Source organism: Ruegeria discodermiae (genome assembly GCF_030758345.1).
Lineage (GTDB): Bacteria > Pseudomonadota > Alphaproteobacteria > Rhodobacterales > Rhodobacteraceae > Ruegeria_C.
Genome location: NZ_JAVAMO010000005.1, coordinates 170,057 through 189,264, shown reverse-complemented (window position 1 = coordinate 189,264; position 19,208 = coordinate 170,057). Strand labels below are relative to the sequence as shown.

The following is a 19,208-nucleotide window of genomic DNA, read 5'->3' as shown; positions in this document are numbered from 1 at the left end:
ACAGAGATGTCAGAGCGCCAAAAGCTCTGGCACGTCGTTCATGTGGTGGAACACTTCGGCACCCAGATCCCGCAGTTCTGTACCGTCGCTATGAGCGGCATAGGCGAGGCAGCGCATCCCGGCGCGGATTGCGGCGGTGACGCCGCTGGGGCTGTCTTCGATCACAACCGGGGTCTCGGCCCCAAAATGCCGCGCAGCCAGTTGGAACAGTCCGGGATCGGGCTTTGCGATGCCGTGCACATGGGCAGAGAACATTCGGTCGTTGAACCGGGGCCAAAGGCCGTTCTGGCCCAGGGTGATTTCCATCTTCGCTTCGTGACCATTGGAGGCAACGCAGAACGGCGTCCCATGTGCATCCAACTTGTCCAGAAGGCCGGGAACGCCTTCGATGACAGGACAACCCGCCCGCAGGCGCGCGTAGATTTCGCCATAAATCTCATCGATCCAATCATCGGACAGGCCCGCGCCCAGCTCGCGCGCTTTTTGCATCACGCCGGTCATTGTGCCGCCCACGAAAAAGCCGATTGCATCCTCCAGACCCAGTTCCAGCCCGTAGCGCGCCAGATTATCGATTATGCATTGGTTGGACATGGTTTCACTGTCCACGAGCACGCCATCGCAGTCGAAAATCACCAGATCATGCATGTTGAGCGCCTGCTTTCGAGATGTGATCCCGCCAAATCAGCGAGATATGGGTGTCGCCGTATTTGCGCTGATCGTGCAGCGAAAACCCGTCCGGGGCGGCCATCGGCTGGTTTTCTTCCCAGACAATCAGCGCGTCATCCGCCAGCCAGCCACCCTCAAGCGCTGCTTTCAGCGCCTTTTGCCCAAGGTTCTTGCCATAAGGCGGGTCGAGAAAGATCAGGGTATAGGCGGCATCGGGATTTTGCGGCATGCGCGTCGCATCCCGGCGCAAAAGGCTGGTCTGGGCTGCGCTGCGGGTGAGCTCGATATTCTTGCGGATCAGGCCCTGCGCCGCGCGCCCGTCATCGACAAAGGTGACATGTGCGCCACCGCGCGACAGGGCCTCAAGCCCCAGTGCGCCGGTGCCCGCGAACAGGTCCAGCACCCGCGCCTCGGGCAGGACGCCGGTATGGGTCAACACGTTGAACAAGCTCTCGCGGACCCGGTCAGTGGTCGGGCGCAGATGCGCGCCGGCATCGCCCTTGCCGACCGAGGCCAGCGCCCGTCCCCGGAACTGTCCGGCGACAATTCTCACGCCTTCAACAGCGGTTTCAGATCGGCATCGGGGTCAGCGACGATGGCCGGATCAGCGGTCTTGCCCATGTCGATCAACCGCTTGCCGACCATATAGGCGCGCGGATCATTCATCGCGTCCACCGCCACAAGCTGATCGCCGCGATAATACCAGAACGACTTGCTCTGCCCGCTGCCGCCACGGGTGATCACCCTGTCATATCCGCTGTTCAGGCCCGCGATCTGCAGCTTCACGTCATACTGATCGGACCAGAACCAGGGCTGCGCCACGTAAGGTTTCTCGGCACCCAGCATATTGGCGGCGACGATCTCGGCCTGGTCGATGGCGTTGGGGACGCTTTCCAGCCGAATCCGAGCGCCTTGATGTGGGAACGAGGCGCAATCCCCTGCTGCCCAGATCTGCGGGTCCGAGGTGCGGCCAAAATCATCGGTGTGAATCCCGTTATCGAGCGTCAAACCCGCCGCCTCCGCAAGTTCCGTCGCCGGGACGATCCCAACGCCAACGACCACGAAATCAACCGCGATCTGCGATCCATCCGTCAGCATAGCGCCGGTCACCTTGCCCGCCTCGCCAATCAGACGATCCAGCCCGACGCCCTCGCGGATATCGACGCCGTGACCCTCATGCAGTGCGCGGAAATAATCGCTGGTCTCAGGCGCGGCGACCCGTTGCAGGATGCGGTCGGCCATCTCGACCAATGTGACTTTCACACCCTTCTTGGCGCAGACCGCCGCAGCCTCAAGTCCGATATATCCGCCGCCCACGATCAGCACTTGCGCGTGTTCGCGCAGCGCCGGGGCCATGGTGTCGATCCCGGCATGATCGCGCACCACATGGACGCCCTCCAGATCGCCACCGATGGCGGCGGGCAGGCGGCGCGGATGTGAGCCGGTGGTCAGGGCAAGCTGGTCATAGCTGAGCGTTTCGCCCTCCAGCGTCACGGTTTTTGCGACCGGATCGATCGCGTTGACCTGCTGGCCCAGTTTGAGGGTGATGTTGTTCTCGGCATAAAAGCTCTCGGGGCGCAGAAACAGGCGCTCCTTTTCCATCTCGCCCAGCAGGTAGGCCTTGGACAGCGGCGGGCGCTGATAAGGCAGGATGGGCTCGGCCCCGATCAGCGTTATCTCGCCGTCGAATCCGTCCTTGCGCAGCTTGGCGACCAGGGACGATCCTGCCTGTCCCGCGCCGATCACGACAATATGGCTCATTTTCCCTCGCCCGATCCGATAAAGATGGTATCACGTCTGCGCCCAGCTATATGCAAGCAAGCGACGTTCCGCAAATCCAACCAAAAGGAAAAAGACGATGATTTCAGTTGGTGACACTCTGCCCGATGCGACGATGACCCGGATAGGGGCCGAGGGGCCAGAACCGGTGACACTTTCCGACAAGATCAACGGGCGCAAGGTGGTGGTTTTTGCGGTGCCCGGCGCCTATACGCCGACCTGCAGCTCAGCCCATGTACCCAGCTTCATCCGCACCAAGGCTGCCTTTGATGACAAGGGCGTCGACGAGATCATCTGTGTGTCGGTGAACGATCCCTTCGTGATGCATGCCTGGGGTGAGGCCACCGGCGCGACCGAGGCCGGGCTGACCATGCTGGCGGATGCCGAAAGCAGCTTCACCGATGCAATCGGTATGCGTTTCGATGCGCCACCCGCCGGGCTGATCGCACGTTCCAAGCGCTATGCGATGCTGGTCGATGACGGCAAGGTTGTGGCGCTGCATGTCGAGGACAATCCGGGCGTCTGCGAAACCTCCGCAGGTGAGTCGCTTCTGGATGAAATGTAAGCGTTAGATTAAATTTTTGGGAACAGGGGCGAAAAACCTCCTGTTCCCGTTCTATTGGCTTGCCTGCCGGTCAAAAGCGCTGTTCTCTGGGCATCAGCACGGGAGGTCACATGACATGAATCGAACGCTGGCTATAATCTCAATGCTCGCTATGGGCGTATTGCAGGCGTGCGGACCTGCAGCCACACCAGAGCAGCAGCGCCAACGGGAACACGAAATTGCCTGCCTCAGCGGCTCGCTTGGCGGCGCGCTGATCGGCGGGGCCATTGGCAGCCAATTCGGCGGTGGGACGGGTCGAACCATCCTGACCGCAGCGGGCGCCGGAACCGGCGCTGTGGCGGGCAACCGCTATGCTTGCGGATAAGGAGGGCAAGACAATGACAATGAGCAAAGTCTTTCTGACCGGTACTCTGCTGGGCCTGGCCTTGGCCGTATCGGCCCAAGCCGATGAGATCGGCGAGGCCAATCTCGCGGCCCTCGACAAGAACAGCGACGGGGTCGTGTCCGGACCCGAGTATCAGGATTTCTCCAACTTCGCGTTTGATCAGATGGACACCAACAAGAACGGGAGCCTGAGCGCGGCGGAAATGGATGCGGCCGGAGCGGGCGATCACATGTCCAGCACCGATGCCAATGGCGACGGCAAAGTCTCGAAAACCGAGTTGTCAGAACAGATGGCCGAGGATTTCAACGCCGCCGACAAGGACGGTGACGGGCGGTTGAACTGAATTTGAGGTCTGGTGTGAATTGGGCCGGGCGCTGACCAGCGCCCGGTTTCTTTTTGCCCCGCGATTGCCTCAGACCAGCGAATCCATCTTGCGTGCCAGCTTGGCATCCAGCGATGACAGGCCGTCGACGTCATGGGTGGTCAGCACCACCTCAACCGTTTTGTAGACATTGCTCCACTCGGGGTGGTGGTTCCATTTCTCGGCCCAGATCGCCGCCCGAGTCATCCAGCCGAACGCATCGACAAAATTGTCGAAGATATAGGTCTTGGTGATGGCGTCGCGATCCTCAATCATTGTCCAGCCATTGTCGAACAGGGGCTGCAGCAGAGGGCCACGGGTTTCGTCGCTAAGGCGTTCGGTCATTGCTGTTCCTCCACATCTGGTTTTCTGAACGGGCCATACTCGGTCAGAAGCTCGATCTCTTCCCCGATTGCTTTGCGCTCGGCGTCGAGATAGCGCGCGATGGCATCGGCGAAATTCGGGTCGCCCACCCAATGCAGCGAGTGGGTCTGCGTAGGAAGATAGCCGCGCGCCAGTTTGTGTTCACCCTGCGCACCCGCTTCGACCCGCTTCAGACCATGAGCAATTGCCAGGTCGATGGCTCTATAATAGCACAGCTCGAAATGCAGGCAGGGGTGATGTTCGATGCAGCCCCAATAGCGCCCATAAAGCGTCTCGCGACCGATGAAATTCAGGGCACCGGCAATGGGCACGCCGTCACGTTCGGCAAAAACCAGTGCGATATCATCGGCCATCGTTTCATGCGCCAGATCAAAGAACTCTCGCGTCAGATAAGGCGAGCCCCATTTTCGGGCACCGGTATCCTGATAGAATGTCCAGAAGGCGTCCCAATGCTCGGGCCGCAGCGCAGCGCCTGTATAGGTACAGATCTCTCCGCCAAATCCCTGGGCCTGCCTGCGTTCCTTGCGCAAAGTCTTGCGTTTGCGCGAAGACAGCGCGGCCAGAAACCCGTCGAAATCGGTGTATCCGTCATTGAGCCAATGGAATTGCTGGGTCGTGCGCCGCATCAGGCCCATTTGCGTGCCCGCTTCAGCCTCAGCCTCGGTGCAGAATGTGACATGCAGCGACGAGATATCGTTTTCCGACGCAAGCTGCACCGCACCCTGGGTCAGGGCAGAGATTCCGATCGTTTCATATCCCGGTCGGGTCAGAAACCTGCGACCTGTGGCAGGTGTGAATGGGGCCGCGATCTGCAATTTCGGATAATAGCGCCCGCCTGCGTGTTCATAGGCATGGGCCCAGTTATGGTCGAAGATATACTCGCCCTGGCTGTGCGACTTGGCGTACATCGGTGCCGCCGCGATCAATTGCCCATCCAGTTGGACCGTCAGATATTGCGGTTGCCAACCGGTGCCTGGCCCCACTGATCCGCTCTCTTCTAACGCTGACAGGAACCTGTGGGTCGTGAACGGATCATAGGGACGACTGCCATCCGCAGCGTCGGGGCAGGCGCACGCATCCCACTCCACCGCCGCGACCTGCGACAGCGATCCCAGTACCCGAACTTCAACCTGCGCCTGATCCATCAGCCCTCCGCGTCTGCGTGTTTATCTGGGTCCCTGTTGCGGCGTATCAACCGGGATGGGCGGCCAAATACCCCTCGAATGTGACATTGTCGGCAATGTCGCGCGCCTTTGCCTCTTGCTCCGGGCTGCGAACCGTCCAGCACAAAATCGGCACGCCTTGTGCTTTCAGCTCGGCGACACGAGGTCGCTCCAGATCATCGACCTCATGACTGATAAAGCTTGCCTGAGCCGCTTCGAAATCGGGAATCTCGCGCAGGTAGTCGCGAGTTGCAGCAGAGAGCGGCCATTTCTCGGGGCGATAAGAACTGGTGACCAGCCCGCGCGCGATGCCGGGAGCCAGCCGCGCCATCTCGGCCACGCTGTTGGGGTTGAAGGACATCACCGCGACCGGGCCGGAATAGCCTGTCAGCGCTTGCGCCGTGGCCCGTTCCAACGGGCCGATATTTGGCCCCATGCCACCGTCCTGATCCTTCAACTCGATCAGCAGCGGCACCTGACCCGCCACAAGTTCCAATATCTCGGGCAGGCCGGGGATACCCTCTCCATCGCCATGCAGTAGCGGTGTGGCGCTGGCTTCGGCCGCAACCAATGACCGGATCACGCCGGGCTGGCCCGCGAGGCGTGCCAGTTCGTAGTCGTGAAACACCATGGCCTGCCCGTCGCGGGTCAGTTGCAGGTCGATCTCGATCCCGTAGCCTGCAGTGACCGCGGCCCGGATTGCGGCCCGGCTGTTTTCCGGGCGACCCTGGCTGACATCGTGCAGGGCCCGGTGCGTGATCGGCGCGCCCAGAAAGGCGGCAGGCAATTCAGGGCGCATCAGCTCACCTCGAAGATGCCTTCGATTTCGACGGCGACACCAAAGGGCAGCGAGGCAGCGCTGACCGCAGACCGCGAATGCCGCCCGGCATCGCCCAAAGCCTCGACCATGAAATCCGACGCGCCGTTGATGACCTTGGGTTGATCGCCGAAATCCGCGGTCGAGTTCACGAAACCGGTCAATTTGATCACCCGCACCAACCGCTCGATATCGCCGTCACAGGCGGCCTTGACCTGTGCCAGCAAATTGATGGCGCAGACACGAGCGGCCTCAGCCCCTGCTTCGACCTCCATATCCTCGCCCAGCTTGCCCTTGATCATGCCACTTTCGTTCATCGGGATCTGTCCCGATACATAGACAATGTTCCCGGTTTTGACGAAAGGCACATAGTTGGCCGCTGGCGCAGGCGCGTCCGGCAGCGTGACCCCGAGGCTCTGTAGCTTTTCAGCGAAACTCATGATCCGTGTTCCTTTTGGTTGCTGGTTTGGCCGGACGCTAGCGGCGAACCGGCATAGGGGAAAGCCCGAAAAGTGCAGGCCTTACGCGGGAACTCGCGCGACAGGTTTTGCGAAACGGCGCGAAACCCCGCCTAAGCGGCGCGCGTGAACACGATTTTACCAACTCTGTTTTAAATTCTTCTCAGATCAACTATGTGTGCCTGATACACCCGTTTGCGGGTTTGCGTTTCTATCGCAAATAAAATTACGGAACCATTCGAGCGGACCAAGATCTAAATGCGTTATCTGACTTCTTCCTGGCGGCTGCTTTGTGCGCTGACGTTGGCTGCTCTGGTGGCAGGCTGCGCAACCAAAACCCCCGAGCAACGCGCCCGCGGCGAAATCTTTGATCCTTACGAGAATACCAACCGCTCGATCCATGCGTTCAACCGGGGCGTGGACAAAGCCATTTTCCGGCCTGCCTCGAAAGGCTATGTTACGGTTGTTCCGGCACCCGTCGTGACCGGCTTCAGCAATTTTGCGGAAAACCTGTCCTATCCCGGTCAGGCGCTGGATTTTCTGCTGCAGGGCAATCCGCGCGAGGCCTGTATCGCCGTCGGTCGGTTCCTGCTGAACACGACCTATGGGCTGGCGGGCTTCTTTGATCCCGCCTCCGAGATGAATATCCCGCGCGTCGATACCAATTTCGGCGAGACGCTGCATGTCTGGGGCTTTGGTGAGGGCGCCTATGTGGAACTGCCGCTTTATGGTCCCAGTACCACCCGTGATGCTGTGGGCGTGGTGACCAACGCCATCACCAATCCGCTGGGGTTCGGCATTGTGCGCCCGGTCGAGAATATCGGTGTCTATGCCGAGGTACTGCGCCGCATGGGTGATCGCGGCAATTTCTCGGACACGGTTGACTCGATCCTCTATGGCAGCGCCGATAGCTATGCGCAGGCTCGCTTAATCTATCTTCAGAATCGCCGGTTCGAACTTGCGAATAGCGGCAGCGGTTCTACGTTAGACCTTTACGCCGATCCCTATGCCGAGTTCGACACGGGGACGGATGTGTATGATGACCCGTATGAGGACCCCTATGCGCAGTAATACGATTTCCCGCCGTTCTTTTGTGATGACCGCTATGGCCGGTCTGGGGGCCGGTCTGGTGCCGATGCCCGCTTTGGCCTTGACCGAACAAAGCGCCCGCGCGCTGGTTGATGAGGTTGTCGCCAACATCAACCAGGTCATCGCCTCGGGCAAATCCCAGAATGCGATGATCAAGGATTTCGAACGCATCTTCGTACGCTATGCCGATGTGCCGATCATGGCGCGTTATGCGCTGGGCCCGGATGCCCGAACCGCGTCCAGATCGCAGCTGCGGTCGTTCACCAAGGCGTTCCAGAGCTATATCTCGCGCAAATACGGACGCCGGTTCCGCGAGTTCGTTGGTGGCCGGGTCGAGGTGAAATCGACCCGCAAGATCAAGGCCGGGTACGAAATCAGAAGCACCGCCTATCTGCAGGGGCAGGCGCCATTCGAGGTCACCTTCCTCGTCTCGGACAAGTCCGGCAGCGAGAAGTTCTTCAACATGTTCATCGAAGGCGTGAACCTGCTGCTGACCGAGCGGACCGAAATCGGCGCGATGCTGGATCAGCGCAAGGGCAATCTGGATCAACTGATCAAAGACCTGCCCAACGCCGGATAAGACGGTCTGTGCCGCTAAAGGCCCCGCAGGCGCGGGGCCTTATCTGTTTCCGCCAAAGATATCCTTGAGCAGTTTATCCACCGCTTTGCCGAGGCCGCCGCCGCTGCGCTTTTTCTGGCGTTTGGGTTCGGCCACGCGGGTGGGTTGCGCCGGTTGGGCCATGGGCAGCGGCTTGGGCTCGATCCCTTCGTTGACGCGGATCATGGTCTCGCGCCAGATCTCGGCAGGCAACCCGCCACCGGTGACCCCCGATAGGGGCGTGTTGTCATCATAGCCCATCCACACGCCGGTGACGTAATCGGCGGTGAAGCCGATAAACCAGGCATCGCGCGCAGCCTGGGTGGTGCCGGTCTTGCCGGCAGCCTGCCGGTCGGGCAGTTGCGCCCGTTTGCCGGATCCTTCCGAGACCACCTTTTCCATCATCCAGATCAGCTGCTGCGCCGCTTCGGTCCGGATCACGCGTTCGCCGATCCCGCCGGTATTGTCGATCAGCGACTCGGTGTCGCCCAGCAGGGTCAGCTTCTCCATGCCATAAGGCGTCACTGAAGAGCCGCCATTGAGAATACCGGCATAGGCCCCGGTCATCTCCAGCAGCGTGCTTTCAGACGCGCCAAGCGCCAGCGCGGGGCCGTCGGCCAGCTCGTTGTCGATCCCGAACTCGCTTGCCACCAGCCGCACCTTGTCGCGGCCGGAAATCTCGGACACTTTCACGGCGGGCACATTCAGCGAGTCCTTCAGGGCCCGCGTCAGCGATACCCGACCGTAATGTTTGTTGGTATAGTTCTTCGGGCACCATTGGCCCGAGCCGGGAATGCTCATGCAATACGGCTCGTCCACTACGGTATCGAGCGGGGAATAGCCAAGCTCAAGTGCGGTGGCGTAGACAAAGGGCTTGAACGACGATCCGGTCTGCCGCTTGGCTTGCGTCGCGCGGTTGAAGGCTCCGTTCACCCTGGTCTCCCGACCGCCCACCATGGCGCGTACCGCACCATCGGCGGACATGACAACAATGGCCGCCTGCGCCTTGGACCCTTCGCGCACCTTTTCCTGGAACACGAACTGCATCGCCTCTTCGGCAGAGCGCTGGATGCGCGGGTCAAGGGTTGAGCGAATGATCACGTCTTCGGTGGTGTTGCCGCCGAAAAAGCTTGGCAGCTCGCTCATGATCCAGTCGGCGAAATAGCCACCGGCACGAGCGGCGGCGGCCTCGGACAGGCGTGCGGGGTTTTTGCGGGCGTCATTGGCCTGCGCGGTCGTTAGATAGCCCTGATTTTCCATCAAACCAACGATCAGACGCGCGCGTTCCTGTGAGCGTTTGAGGTTGTTGGTGGGCGCATAGCGGGTGGGGGCGACCAGCAGCCCGGCCAGCATCGCGGCTTCGGCGGGGCCGACCTCGGCGGCGGATTTGCCGAAATAGCGCTGACTGGCTGCCTCGAACCCACGGGCGCCGGCGCCCAGAAAGGCGCGGTTGAGATAGATCGTCAGCACCTCGTCCTTGGTATATTTGGCCTCCATCGCCAGCGCATAGATCGCTTCCTTGGCCTTGCGCCAGAGCGAGCCCTGACGGCAATCGCTTTCATAGGCTGCCTCGGACTCCCACTCTTTCGGGTCATAAGGCACGCCCAGGCACAGCAGCTTGGCGGTCTGCTGGGTGATGGTCGAACCGCCATGGCCCGATAGCGGGCCGCGCCCTTCGCGCAGGTTGATGCTCACTGCGCTGGCGACGCCGCGGGGGCTGACGCCGAAATGGCGATAGAACCGCTTGTCCTCGGTCGCGACAACGGCGTTCTTGAGATAGGGCGAGACCGTGTCGGCGGTGATCGCCCCGCCGAACTGATCGCCACGCCAGGCAAAGACGCGCCCGTCCCGGTCCAAAACTGTGACCGACCCGCGCGCGCGCCCGTCCAGCAGTGCACTGGGCTCGGGCAGGGTGGTAAAGACATAGCCCACCGCCAGCGCGATCAGCAGCCCGGCAACCAGCCCGACCCGCCAGGTAAAACCCCAGATCAGCCGGAATACCCAGCGAAACAGCCGCTGAAACAGCCCGACGATACCGCCGCGGGTCTTGCGCGCCGTGCGCCGCGCCGGTTTGCGCCGTGTCTTGGCGGCGGTCTTTTTCTTCGGCGCCGCCCGCTTTTTCGGCTTCGGCTTGGTTCCTGACGAATACCGCCGGTCCGCAACCAATGGCGGCTTTCGTCGTTTGGAATCGCTCATGTCTGACTCTGCCCGGTTCTTGTCTTTTGGCCACAATACCCTGCCCGCAACGGCGTGTTGAGGGGATATTCTGTAGAAAATCGACCTTTCACAACCGATTAAAAATTAATCAAACTGGCGAACTTGTGCAAAAAATGTGCACCGCGGGCGTTTGATAGGCCTTTTGAATATGCCCTTTCGTTCCCTGTCCCAACAATTCCGTGAAGTTTCTGCACGTGCATAGAGCCGGGCTGCCCGGCGGAGTGAAGGGGAATAACGTGAAACTCATCATAGCGACAATCAAACCGTTCAAGCTGGAGGAGGTCCGCGAAGCGCTGACCGATGCTGGTGTGCGCGGGATGATGGTAACGGAAATCAAGGGCTTCGGGTCGCAATCGGGACATACCGAAATTTACCGAGGCGCGGAATATGCAGTGAATTTCGTGCCCAAGATCAAGCTCGAAATCGTGGTGGCGGCAAGCATGGTCGATCAGGTGATCGACACCATCGCAACCACCGCGAAGACCGGAAAAATCGGCGACGGCAAGATCTTCGTGCTCGACGTGCAGCAGGCGGTTCGCGTCCGTACCGGCGAGACCAACGAAGATGCCATCTAAGCGCAGCCATACCAATACCAGGGACAAGAAAATGAACCTTATGAAATCACTCATTCCTGCCGCCGCGATCTGCGCGGTGCCGCAGCTGGGTCTTGCGCAAGAGGCCGCCGCTACGGGCGAGCCCGCAGCGCATACCCAGTATATCTTCACCACGCTGCTGTTCTTGATGGCAGGCTTCCTTGTTTTCTTCATGGCGGCTGGGTTTGCCATGCTGGAAGGCGGTCTGGTGCGGTCCAAGAACGTCGCCATGCAGATGATCAAGAACGTGGCGCTGTTTTCCTTCGCCGCGATCATGTACTGGCTGATCGGTTTCAACCTGATGTATCCCGGCGATGGCTGGACCATCGCAGGCTGGGTCGGCCCGTTCTTCTCGACCACCGTTCTTGATCCTGTGGGTGTGGGTGCCGATGCAGCGGCACTGGATTACGCCTCGATCGGGTCGGATTTCTTCTTCCAGCTGGTGTTCGTGGCCGCTACCGCGTCGATCGTATCGGGTGCCGTGGCCGAACGGATCAAACTGTGGCCCTTCCTGATCTTCGTGATCGTGCTGACCGGTGTCATGTATCCGATCTCGGGCTCGTGGCAGTGGGGCGGCGGCTGGCTGTCCGAGGCCGGCTTCTCTGACTTCGCCGGCTCGACCATCGTGCACTCGGTTGGCGGCTGGGCTGCTCTGGCAGGGGCGCTCATCCTTGGTCCTCGGATCGGCAAGTACAAAGACGGCAGGGTCCACCCGATGCCCGGTTCAAACCTGGCGCTGGCAACCCTGGGTACGTTCATCCTGTGGCTGGGCTGGTTCGGCTTCAACGGCGGCTCGCAGCTTGCCATGGGCACCGTGGGTGACGTATCTGATGTGTCCCGCATCTTTGCCAACACCAACATGGCCGCAGCCTCGGGCGCTGTCGCAGCTCTGATCCTGACGCAGGTGCTCTACAAGAAGCCTGACCTGACCATGGTGCTGAACGGCGCGCTGGCTGGTCTGGTGTCGATCACCGCAGAGCCGCTGGCCCCGACCCTGTTCGGTGCGCTTTGGATCGGTGCTGTGGGTGGCGTCATCGTGGTCTTCGCGGTCCCGATGCTGGACAAGTTCAAGATCGACGATGTTGTTGGTGCGATCCCGGTTCACCTGTTTGCCGGTATCTGGGGCACCATCGCCGTGATCTTCTACGGTGAGGCCAGCCTGGGAACGCAATTGCTGGGGATCGTTGCCTACGGTGTGTTCACCTTTGTTGGCGCCCTGATCCTGTGGAGCATCCTGAAGGCCACCGTCGGCATCCGCGTTAGCGAAGAGGACGAGATCAACGGCCTTGATATGGCGGAGCTGGGCATGGAAGCCTATCCGGAGTTTTCGAAAGGCTGATCAAATCAATCCGAACTGGCTCGGGCTTGCCCTGAGCCAGTTCCATTTAGAAGTGCTTTTCCCAGAAATCATATTTCCCAAATGCACTGAGCGTTCCATTGTTGCCGACCTCTATCAGGCTCCTTGGCGACGCTCGCGCCACTGACCTGTCCGGCAGTCACGAACAAGCTCAGAGGCCATCTCTCGCCACCATGGTGGCCCATGATCCAGCCCCAAAAGACCACACACGTCCTGGCCAATAAATTCTTGACACTGTTCGGCAGCGAACCGCAGTCTGGTTGCGAGGGGTTTGCATTGTCGCGGACACTGTCTTGCGCAACGCGTGTTGAAAAGTTTCTGTTTTTCCTAACCTTTTTCTGACACGCTGGGGAGATTGATGGACGATCCTAAACTTGTTGAAGACATTGTTCATGCACTCGATATCGAAGGCGGCAGTGCCAAACGACGACCGGTTCACACTATCGGCATCGGTGCCACGGGTGTTTTCGAGCCGTCCCCGGTGGCCAAGGATTTCTGCACCGCTGAACATTTTCAACCCACCGAAAAGCCCCTGGAGGTCGCTGTCCGGTTCTCCAATGGAATGGGGTTGGTCAAAGAGCATGATGGCTGGTCTGATGTGCGCGGCATGGCGGTGCGCTTCAAGCTGAGCAATGACCGGGCCACCGATCTCATTTCAATGACGCTGCCCGTGTTTTTTGCACCAACACCTGAGACTTTCTTGCAATTCGCAACGGCGGCACGTCCAAAGGAATGCAATCGCGAAACACCTTGGCAAAAGATCCGCGATTTCCTCAAGCTGCAAATACCGATGCCTGACCCCTATCCGGGTCAGGAAACGCGCCCCAACGAAGGCGCCACGGAATTTGCCGACAAACATGCCTATGCACAGCCAGCGGTTCTTCAGGCTTCGGTGATCGGAGCGCCGGTGAGCTATGTTCGGGCGTCTTATCATGCCGTTCATACCTTCATCGTGACCGATCCTGATGGCACCGATCGCTGGGTCCGGTTCAACTGGCAGCCTATCGCCGGAGTTCTCAACACAAACCCGCTGGACCCACCCGTGGGTGTCTATTTGAAGGAAGATCTTGAGAAGCGGCTCGCACATGGCATCGAGCGGTTTTCGCTCATGATGACCATTGGTGAAACAGGCGATGATTTCAACGATTCCACCAAGCAATGGCCACCGCATCGCAAGCGTGTGATGATGGGCTTGCTGACGCTCAACGACGTGCCCAAGGATCAGGAAGCGCATGCCGAAAAGTTGAGCTTCAACCCGTGGCTTCTGACCGATGGCATAAGGCCGTCCGAAGATCCCGTGCTGAAGATCCGCAAGGATGTCTACGAATTTTCAAGCAACCGGCGGGGTGGCATTCCCTGCCCGTTCAGCGGAACGGAGGGCTAGAGCATGAGCGATGATGGCGGATGGCTCAACAATTATGTCAACAGCCTGCCAGAGCGGGGCTGGTTCAAGTTCCTGTCAAAATACGTGGTGGTGCCCTATTGGGTCTGGCGCGAGCCCAAACCGAAATTACCGGGGGGGCCACGCCCATCCTCGCAGCCCAGTGACAACGTGCAACGCATGATGAACCTGCTGATGCCCCTGAAAGACACGTCGCCCATAGGTCGTGCCAAGGCAGTCATGGCGCTGGCGCAAAACGTGGATGAGATTTTTGCGGGTCTCGACAATGTGGGCACGGTCCATTCAGCGCGGTTTCTGCTGGTCGAGGACTATATCTGCATGATCTCGGTCTATGATGGGGATTTCAGCAACTACATCCGCGATTTCATCGCCACGATCGGTAGCGTTTTTGACGATCTCATGCATCTGGTCGAAGGAGGCGAAGCGCTTTACCCCTGTGAAGATCACGTTGAGGAGTTCATCGACTGGGTCAAGGCACATGACCTGTTTCAAGCCCCCGATTACGCGATCAACCTGCTGCATGTGCAGGATGAAGCGGCGGGGCGATCACCGGACGCGCCCCCTCATGAGCTTTTGTCGCTGCCTCGCGAATTGATCCTGCAGCTTCATTCCAATCGCAATATTTCACTGGGCGGCGGCTATCGTGGCTATCCCGGATATTCGGCCGCGCAAGTGCGCGACAAGTTGGGGGTGGGCTGGTGAACGCTGCTTTTAATCCCGAAGAACTGCAGGGCAACATCCTGCGCGGTTATCGCAGCAACATGGTTCGCCATCTTATGCTCGAAGTCTCTGATCGGGCAAAGGCGCGGCAGTTTCTGGCAGCCTCCGCAGATGGCACCAGCAGCGAAATACCCGCAATCACCCGTTCGGCGAATTGGAAAGAAAAGCCCAAGCTCTGCTTCAATATCGGCGTGACCTTTGAAGGATTGCGCGCGCTGGGGACGGCCAGCCGCGACCTTGACAGCTTTCCGTTGGAATACGCCGAAGGGATGGCCAAGCGGGCTGTCAAACTGGGCGATTTCGGGGAAAGCGCGCCTGAGCATTGGCCCGCCCCCTTCGATCAGCCAGACCGGATACATATCATAGCCTCGCTTTATTCGGACGAAGAGCAATATCTCGATCAGACCGAAGCGCAGGTGGCAAAGGCGTTCACCGTTCTGGGTGTGCGCAACGGGCGTAACCTACCGGATAACAAGGTGTTTTTCGGCTATGTCGACAGCATCTCGCAGCCCAGGTTCCGTCATGTCTTCGATCCTGCGCAAATCAAGGTCGATGAACCCAAAGATCCCCTGGGAACCGTTCTTTTGGGACATCCGACGCATTTTGAGGGGATGCTCTTCAGTATTCCCCAACCGGATGTGCTGGGCCGGAACGGGGCATTCAATGCCTTTCGTGTGCTGCAGCAGGACGCCAAGGGGTTCGAGGATTACCTTGATAAGGCCGCCACGCAACTGCTCGATCATCCCAAGGGCGACCTTTTGCTGGCGCCCGAAGATGAAAAGCGGGTGGGAAAGGATCTAGACCGCCATGGCGCCTTGCGCGAGGTCGTGGCAGCGCAGATGTGTGGCCGCTGGCGCAATGGTGTCCCCTACGAACTCTCCCCCGATGCGCAATATCCCGAGAAAGAGGTCTCGCCAACCAATTACAGCTATACCCGCACGTCGCGCTGCCCGGCTGGCGCGCATATGCGTCGTGTCAACCCGCGTGGTGGACCCATCGTTCAGCGTGTTGCCAATTATTCAAGACGGCTGGTGCGTCGGGGCATGTCTTATGGCCCCGATTTCGATCCCGAAAACCGGGACGGTGCAGAGCGCGGCTTGCTGGGGAATTTCATCGGCGCGAATTACGGGGCGCAGTTCGAGGCGGTTGTGTGCGATTGGCTGAATTTCGGGCTGCAAGACCCCGAAATCACCGGCACGAACGATCCTCTGCTCGGAGCCAATGTGCCTGAAACCAGCGCGTTTGAACTGACACTGAAAGACGGCGGTCGTATCCGGCTGAACGGCTTCCCGCGTTTCGTCAAAACACGTGGCGGGGCCTATACCTTTCTTCCAAGCCTTCCGGCGATCCGGTATCTTGCGCAGATTTCGGATTAGGTTGATGGGTTCGGTCGCGTCCAGGCATCCAACTCTTCCAGAGCGTCCTCGATCCGCGTGAGCATGGGCGAGTCACCGGTCGGTTCAATCAGACGATGGGCGGTCATCAGATGCCCAGCCGCCTGTTCGTTTTTCTTCTTGAGCTTGTAAAGAAGGCCAAGGATCATCTCGCCCCGTGCGAAATAGTGCCCGTCCGGGTCGAATTGCGTATTGGTGCGCACCTTTTCAATCAGCGAAATGATATGCTTTTTGCCAAACAGGATGACGCCTGCGAGTGTCCGGAAATTGCGCATCAAAACACCGAACGAAGCACCGCCTTCACCCGTCAGGATTTGCAGATACACCTCGCTGAGAAACAGACGGTTCCAATCCGCCGCCATCTGCGCCCCGTCGGATTCGTGACGTTCAATGGTCGCGTTGATCAGTTGCAGCCCCTCGCTCACACGGCCTTCCATCGCCAGAGCAACACCAAGCATCGTCTTGGGAATGCCAGCGAACATAAGCCAGCCATTGGCCTCGCACATATCAGCAAAGGTTTGCGCGGCTTCGCGGGCACCGGGTCGCTCAAGCGACACAAGAGCGGCGACTCTGGAGCACTCCGCAATGGCTCCCTCGAACTCTGCGCGCGAAAGCTCCAGCGCTTCTTCCGACAATTCAAGCGCGCTCTGGTAGTCGTCGGTTACGACCGCGATCAGTGCTTTCATGGCGGTTCCATATCCGAGCGCGCGAGGATCGTTGTTCTTTTCGCCATCCGCCACCAAGCGCGCCGCGGTTTCCCGTGCCGTGATGACCCGACCACGCGTCAACTCGTTCCATCCGAGGGTGGCGAAATAGAAATTCTGCAGATAAGCGTCGTCGAACTTGGTCAGTGCAGCGTCGATCTCGGCTTTTTTGGCTGCGAAATCGGCATTGGGCAGCGGGGCGCAATAAATCCCGACGGACAGTTCGTTGACCATGGCGTAGGCGACGGATTTCGGATCCCCGACACGCTTTGCCATCTCGGTAAGGTCCCGTTGAACGCCGAGCGCCTCAAGAAAGCGGTTGTTGCAGACAAGACAAGACACATAGTGGTGCAGGAACAGCACGTGGTCGCCATTCTCTCCCATCTCATTCAGGATCGGCCTGACCCTTGGGGCCAGTTCGATCATGGTCAAGACATCCAGAGAGATATTCGAGCACAGCGCATAATTGGCCATGAAACTGGCAAAGGCCTTGTCGCTGGCGCAAGTCGGGTCCTGTTCATAAAGCGCCAGAGCATCCGCAAAATACTGGTTCGCCTGATCATGCGAAAACACCCCAAGGCTCTTTGCCCCGGCAAGCGCGCTGTATTCAAAAGCCAGATCCGTGCGCGGGGTTTGCATATAGTGATGGGCAAGCGTCTCGGCAGCTTCGGGAAGCCGGTTGGAGTTGCGCTTTTCCAAAGCCTCGGCAATCGCGAGATGCAACTCGGACCGACGGTTCGCAACAAGGCTGTTGTAAACTGTTTCACGCAACAAGACGTGCTTGAACATGTAATCCGACGACTCGTCCTTGCGAAACACGATATCGAGCGCCTGCAGCCTCTGCAGCGCTGCGCCGGTTTCGTCGGGCTGCGCGACAACCATCGACAACAATCCGGGATCGAAGCCGCGCCCGATCGTGGCGGCGGCCTGCAATAGCGCGCGATCCTTCGGCTGAAGCTGCTCGATACGCGCTGAGAGCAGGCTTTGCATGCTTGCCGGCAATTCGTCGCCGCCGGGCTGGTTTTCGAACACCACCTGACCCTCGTCGACCCGCAGGGCGCCTTTTTCGGTCAGAAAACTCAGGATCTCTTCACCAAAAAGCGGATTGCCCCCGGAACGGTCGACCACCTCTTTGACCAATGCATCGGGCAGGGTGTCAACCTTGAGCCGGGATTGAACAAGATGGTGAATATCCGCTTCGGTCAGTGGTTGGAGTCTCAGGGTCGAAACCGATGGGTTGTCGTTCCATTCCGGTGTGTATTCCGGCCGACGGGTGTTCAGAATAAGCAAATTATCCAGCTCGCCGCCATCGACCAGTTTGGACATCATGGTTTCGGACGCGCCGTCGATCCAATGGATATCTTCGACCAAGAGCACGACCCGGCCCAATTGGCATTGCGCCTTCAAGAGCGCGGGCAGCAGATCGCGTGTGCGCAAGCCGATCAAAACCCCATCAAGGCCGTCCAATGTCCCCTCGGGCGGCTTCAGACCCAGCAGGTTCATCAAAAGCCCGAGGTTTTCCGGCGTATCCTGTCCGGCATGCTTCAATCCGGCCTGTAGCTTCGGCGCGATCTCTTCGGGGTCGTCATCTTGGTTGATACCAAAAGACCCGCGCACAACTTCGAGAAATGGCAGGAAAGGCACCTGTTGGCCATCCGTGGTGCACTGCCCTGTCAGGATGACGGTTTCCTTGGCTTTCGCGCGATCCAGAAACTCGACAACAAGGCGGGTTTTGCCCAGCCCCGGTTCGGCAACAAGGTCGATCACACGCAATCCGTCGCGTGTCTGATCCAGCGCTTCGGAAAGGGCGGAAAGCTCGGCGTCGCGTCCCACATACCGGCTCAGACCCCGCGCACGAGACGCATCGAAACGCGTGGCCCCTTCGCGGATCGACTGCAATTGCCAGAGCTTCTGCTGCTTGGCCACGCCCTTGATCGTGTGTTCGCCTTCAAAGCTGAGGTCGACCAGCCATTCGACAAGCGCGCGCGTGGTGTCGCAGATCAGACAGCCGCCCTCGGGTGCCAGAGACTGAATGCGCGCCGCGAGATTGACGCTGTTGCCCACTGCGGTCATCTGCCCGTCGGCGCCTTCGACCGCGGCCATGACCACGGAACCGGAGCTGACCCCAACCCGCATGATCGGGCGCACGCCGAACCGTTTCTCGATGTCGTCCCCAGAGGCGGTGAACAGAGCCTGGATCGCCAAGGCTGCTTTGCAGGCTCTTAATCCGACATCCTCCAATGCGTCGGGAATGCCGAAAACCGCCATGATGCTGTCGCCTGCAAATCCCCGGATGACACCGCCATGTTCCTTGATGACACCGGACAGCATGCCATAGACCATACTGGTGAAATGAGCAGTGGTTTCCGCACCCAGCTTTTCAACAATGGGCGTATAGCCCACCATGTCGGTAAACAGCACCGAAACCAGACGACGCTCGCCGAGCCTTGGTGACGATGTGTCCGTGATTTGGGTGTTGGTCGTCATTGCGATTGGTTCATAACACGACAAATACGGCGCGTGCTACTGTTTGCGGCACCCGAAATTCGCCTGGCA

19 protein-coding genes are annotated in these 19,208 nt (G+C 59.6%); 10 read left to right on the top strand and 9 right to left on the bottom strand.

The window, feature by feature from the left end; all coding sequences use genetic code 11:
* Nucleotides 1-9: 9 nt before the first annotated feature.
* Genes Q5Y75_RS13975 through Q5Y75_RS13965 form a run of 3 tightly spaced genes read right to left on the bottom strand, consistent with a single transcriptional unit; the run spans nt 10 to nt 2,427 of the window.
* The gene (locus Q5Y75_RS13975) at nt 10-645 is read right to left on the bottom strand and encodes an HAD family hydrolase (RefSeq protein WP_306198377.1); all 636 of its coding nucleotides are present in this window, start codon (nt 643-645) and stop codon (nt 10-12) included.
* The gene (gene rsmD, locus Q5Y75_RS13970) at nt 638-1,219 is read right to left on the bottom strand and encodes a 16S rRNA (guanine(966)-N(2))-methyltransferase RsmD (protein WP_306198375.1); all 582 of its coding nucleotides are present in this window, start codon (nt 1,217-1,219) and stop codon (nt 638-640) included. Before rsmD ends, Q5Y75_RS13975 begins: the two co-directional genes overlap by 8 nt.
* A complete protein-coding gene (locus Q5Y75_RS13965; RefSeq protein WP_306198372.1) occupies nt 1,216-2,427 on the bottom strand; it encodes an NAD(P)/FAD-dependent oxidoreductase in 1,212 nt (403 codons plus the stop codon). The genes rsmD and Q5Y75_RS13965 overlap by 4 nt, the downstream gene beginning before the upstream one ends.
* Before the next feature lie 97 nt (nt 2,428-2,524).
* Between Q5Y75_RS13965 and Q5Y75_RS13960 the strand changes: the two genes are divergently transcribed.
* From Q5Y75_RS13960 to Q5Y75_RS13950, 3 genes are all read left to right on the top strand, one after another.
* Nucleotides 2,525-3,010 (top strand): peroxiredoxin, encoded by a 486-nt coding sequence (locus Q5Y75_RS13960; protein WP_306198370.1) that lies wholly within the window; start codon nt 2,525-2,527, stop codon nt 3,008-3,010.
* Between the two features lie 115 nt (nt 3,011-3,125).
* Nucleotides 3,126-3,374, top strand: a complete 249-nt coding sequence (locus Q5Y75_RS13955) for a YMGG-like glycine zipper-containing protein (RefSeq protein WP_306198368.1) — start codon at nt 3,126-3,128, stop codon at nt 3,372-3,374.
* Between the two features lie 13 nt (nt 3,375-3,387).
* Nucleotides 3,388-3,738 carry an EF-hand domain-containing protein gene (locus tag Q5Y75_RS13950; protein ID WP_306198366.1) on the top strand — a complete coding sequence of 117 codons (351 nt, stop codon included), beginning with the start codon at nt 3,388-3,390 and terminating at the stop codon, nt 3,736-3,738.
* A gap of 69 nt (nt 3,739-3,807) precedes the next feature.
* On the opposite strand, the gene Q5Y75_RS13945 is transcribed toward Q5Y75_RS13950, so the two are convergent.
* The 4 genes from Q5Y75_RS13945 to Q5Y75_RS13930 are packed head-to-tail and all read right to left on the bottom strand — an operon-like array spanning nt 3,808 to nt 6,560.
* Nucleotides 3,808-4,101, bottom strand: a complete 294-nt coding sequence (locus Q5Y75_RS13945) for a 4a-hydroxytetrahydrobiopterin dehydratase (protein WP_306198364.1) — start codon at nt 4,099-4,101, stop codon at nt 3,808-3,810.
* Nucleotides 4,098-5,285 carry a GNAT family N-acetyltransferase gene (locus Q5Y75_RS13940; RefSeq protein ID WP_306198362.1) on the bottom strand — a complete coding sequence of 396 codons (1,188 nt, stop codon included), beginning with the start codon at nt 5,283-5,285 and terminating at the stop codon, nt 4,098-4,100. Before Q5Y75_RS13940 ends, Q5Y75_RS13945 begins: the two co-directional genes overlap by 4 nt.
* A gap of 46 nt (nt 5,286-5,331) precedes the next feature.
* Nucleotides 5,332-6,102 carry a glycerophosphodiester phosphodiesterase family protein gene (locus tag Q5Y75_RS13935; protein ID WP_306198360.1) on the bottom strand — a complete coding sequence of 257 codons (771 nt, stop codon included), beginning with the start codon at nt 6,100-6,102 and terminating at the stop codon, nt 5,332-5,334.
* Complete coding sequence (locus Q5Y75_RS13930) at nt 6,102-6,560, bottom strand: RidA family protein (RefSeq protein WP_306198357.1); 459 nt, start codon at nt 6,558-6,560, stop codon at nt 6,102-6,104. Before Q5Y75_RS13930 ends, Q5Y75_RS13935 begins: the two co-directional genes overlap by 1 nt.
* Before the next feature lie 276 nt (nt 6,561-6,836).
* On the opposite strand from Q5Y75_RS13930, the gene Q5Y75_RS13925 reads away from it, so the two are divergent.
* Both Q5Y75_RS13925 and Q5Y75_RS13920 read left to right on the top strand, forming a co-directional pair.
* Nucleotides 6,837-7,649 (top strand): MlaA family lipoprotein, encoded by an 813-nt coding sequence (locus tag Q5Y75_RS13925; protein WP_306198355.1) that lies wholly within the window; start codon nt 6,837-6,839, stop codon nt 7,647-7,649.
* The gene (locus Q5Y75_RS13920; RefSeq protein WP_306198352.1) at nt 7,639-8,247 is read left to right on the top strand and encodes an MlaC/ttg2D family ABC transporter substrate-binding protein; all 609 of its coding nucleotides are present in this window, start codon (nt 7,639-7,641) and stop codon (nt 8,245-8,247) included. The genes Q5Y75_RS13925 and Q5Y75_RS13920 overlap by 11 nt, the downstream gene beginning before the upstream one ends.
* 39 nt (nt 8,248-8,286) lie before the next feature.
* Here Q5Y75_RS13920 and Q5Y75_RS13915 read toward each other — a convergent pair whose 3' ends face one another.
* A complete protein-coding gene (locus Q5Y75_RS13915; RefSeq protein ID WP_306198350.1) occupies nt 8,287-10,461 on the bottom strand; it encodes a transglycosylase domain-containing protein in 2,175 nt (724 codons plus the stop codon).
* 257 nt (nt 10,462-10,718) lie between these two features.
* Between Q5Y75_RS13915 and Q5Y75_RS13910 the strand changes: the two genes are divergently transcribed.
* From Q5Y75_RS13910 to Q5Y75_RS13890, 5 genes are all read left to right on the top strand, one after another.
* On the top strand, nt 10,719-11,057 hold the full coding sequence (locus tag Q5Y75_RS13910; protein WP_306198348.1) for a P-II family nitrogen regulator: 339 nt from the start codon (nt 10,719-10,721) through the stop codon (nt 11,055-11,057).
* Between the two features lie 31 nt (nt 11,058-11,088).
* A complete protein-coding gene (gene amtB, locus Q5Y75_RS13905) occupies nt 11,089-12,414 on the top strand; it encodes an ammonium transporter AmtB (RefSeq protein ID WP_306198347.1) in 1,326 nt (441 codons plus the stop codon).
* A gap of 376 nt (nt 12,415-12,790) precedes the next feature.
* Nucleotides 12,791-13,816, top strand: coding sequence for a catalase (locus Q5Y75_RS13900; RefSeq protein ID WP_306198346.1), 1,026 nt, complete (start codon nt 12,791-12,793; stop codon nt 13,814-13,816).
* 3 nt (nt 13,817-13,819) lie between these two features.
* Entirely contained in the window at nt 13,820-14,536 is a 717-nt protein-coding gene (locus tag Q5Y75_RS13895; RefSeq protein ID WP_306198344.1) for a hypothetical protein, read from the top strand.
* Nucleotides 14,533-15,930 carry a hypothetical protein gene (locus Q5Y75_RS13890; RefSeq protein WP_306198342.1) on the top strand — a complete coding sequence of 466 codons (1,398 nt, stop codon included), beginning with the start codon at nt 14,533-14,535 and terminating at the stop codon, nt 15,928-15,930. The genes Q5Y75_RS13895 and Q5Y75_RS13890 overlap by 4 nt, the downstream gene beginning before the upstream one ends.
* On the opposite strand, the gene Q5Y75_RS13885 is transcribed toward Q5Y75_RS13890, so the two are convergent.
* Nucleotides 15,927-19,139, bottom strand: coding sequence for an ATP-binding protein (locus tag Q5Y75_RS13885; protein WP_306198339.1), 3,213 nt, complete (start codon nt 19,137-19,139; stop codon nt 15,927-15,929). The two genes, Q5Y75_RS13890 and Q5Y75_RS13885, sit on opposite strands and share 4 nt — an antisense overlap.
* Nucleotides 19,140-19,208: the final 69 nt, after the last annotated feature.

Coding starts and splice junctions, on each gene's coding strand:
- Q5Y75_RS13975 (WP_306198377.1), bottom strand. CDS start 645: ATGCATGATCTGGTGATTTTCGACTGCGATGGCGTGCTCGTGGACAGT.
- Q5Y75_RS13965 (WP_306198372.1), bottom strand. CDS start 2,427: ATGAGCCATATTGTCGTGATCGGCGCGGGACAGGCAGGATCGTCCCTG.
- Q5Y75_RS13960 (WP_306198370.1), top strand. CDS start 2,525: ATGATTTCAGTTGGTGACACTCTGCCCGATGCGACGATGACCCGGATA.
- Q5Y75_RS13955 (WP_306198368.1), top strand. CDS start 3,126: ATGAATCGAACGCTGGCTATAATCTCAATGCTCGCTATGGGCGTATTG.
- Q5Y75_RS13950 (WP_306198366.1), top strand. CDS start 3,388: ATGACAATGAGCAAAGTCTTTCTGACCGGTACTCTGCTGGGCCTGGCC.
- Q5Y75_RS13945 (WP_306198364.1), bottom strand. CDS start 4,101: ATGACCGAACGCCTTAGCGACGAAACCCGTGGCCCTCTGCTGCAGCCC.
- Q5Y75_RS13940 (WP_306198362.1), bottom strand. CDS start 5,285: ATGGATCAGGCGCAGGTTGAAGTTCGGGTACTGGGATCGCTGTCGCAG.
- Q5Y75_RS13935 (WP_306198360.1), bottom strand. CDS start 6,102: ATGCGCCCTGAATTGCCTGCCGCCTTTCTGGGCGCGCCGATCACGCAC.
- Q5Y75_RS13930 (WP_306198357.1), bottom strand. CDS start 6,560: ATGAGTTTCGCTGAAAAGCTACAGAGCCTCGGGGTCACGCTGCCGGAC.
- Q5Y75_RS13925 (WP_306198355.1), top strand. CDS start 6,837: ATGCGTTATCTGACTTCTTCCTGGCGGCTGCTTTGTGCGCTGACGTTG.
- Q5Y75_RS13920 (WP_306198352.1), top strand. CDS start 7,639: ATGCGCAGTAATACGATTTCCCGCCGTTCTTTTGTGATGACCGCTATG.
- Q5Y75_RS13915 (WP_306198350.1), bottom strand. CDS start 10,461: ATGAGCGATTCCAAACGACGAAAGCCGCCATTGGTTGCGGACCGGCGG.
- amtB (WP_306198347.1), top strand. CDS start 11,089: ATGAACCTTATGAAATCACTCATTCCTGCCGCCGCGATCTGCGCGGTG.
- Q5Y75_RS13900 (WP_306198346.1), top strand. CDS start 12,791: ATGGACGATCCTAAACTTGTTGAAGACATTGTTCATGCACTCGATATC.
- Q5Y75_RS13895 (WP_306198344.1), top strand. CDS start 13,820: ATGAGCGATGATGGCGGATGGCTCAACAATTATGTCAACAGCCTGCCA.
- Q5Y75_RS13885 (WP_306198339.1), bottom strand. CDS start 19,139: ATGACGACCAACACCCAAATCACGGACACATCGTCACCAAGGCTCGGC.